Annotated in this window: 1 protein-coding gene; it reads left to right on the top strand. The window is 74.5% G+C overall.

The window, feature by feature from the left end; translation table 11 throughout:
• Nucleotides 1–541: carboxyvinyltransferase (locus tag HMPREF0058_RS11505; RefSeq protein ID WP_006549972.1), on the top strand; the 541-nt coding region annotated here is incomplete at both ends.

Here is a 541-nt window from a genome sequence, read left to right as displayed (position 1 = left end):
GCCGGGTCTGCGGCCACCTCGCCCTCCGGCGACCTTCCGGCCCCCGTCGCGCGCATCGACTGTGGCCTGGCCGGCACCGTCATGCGTTTTGTCCCGCCGCTGGCAGCCCTGGCGGATGCTCCCGTCCTCTTCGACGGCGACGACGGCGCCCGGCTGCGCCCGCTCAGTCCGCTGCTGGACTCACTGACCCAGCTCGGTGCCAGCCTGACCTACCTCGGCCGGGAAGGACACCTGCCCGTGGTCGTCTCCCCAGCCCCCGTCCGCCCGCATCCGGCGGCAACCGCACCCTTGGGGCAGGGACCGGCGGAGTCGAGTCCAGGAGTCCCCACCACATGCGTGAGCGTGGACGCCTCAGGCTCCTCCCAGTTCCTCTCGGCCCTCCTCCTGGTCGGCTCGCTGCTGCCCGGCGGCCTGAGCGTGACCCCCACCGGGGCGGTCCCCTCCCTGCCGCACGTGGCCATGACGGTGGCCAGCCTGCGGGAGCGCGGCCTCGCCGTCGTCGAGCCAGAGCCAGCAGCCGCCGAGGGCGAGCGAACCTGGC

Source organism: Actinomyces urogenitalis DSM 15434 (assembly GCF_000159035.1).
GTDB lineage: Bacteria > Actinomycetota > Actinomycetes > Actinomycetales > Actinomycetaceae > Actinomyces > Actinomyces urogenitalis.
The sequence above is the reverse complement of the archived record's forward strand: the minus strand, read 5'-3'. Positions and strand labels throughout refer to the sequence as shown.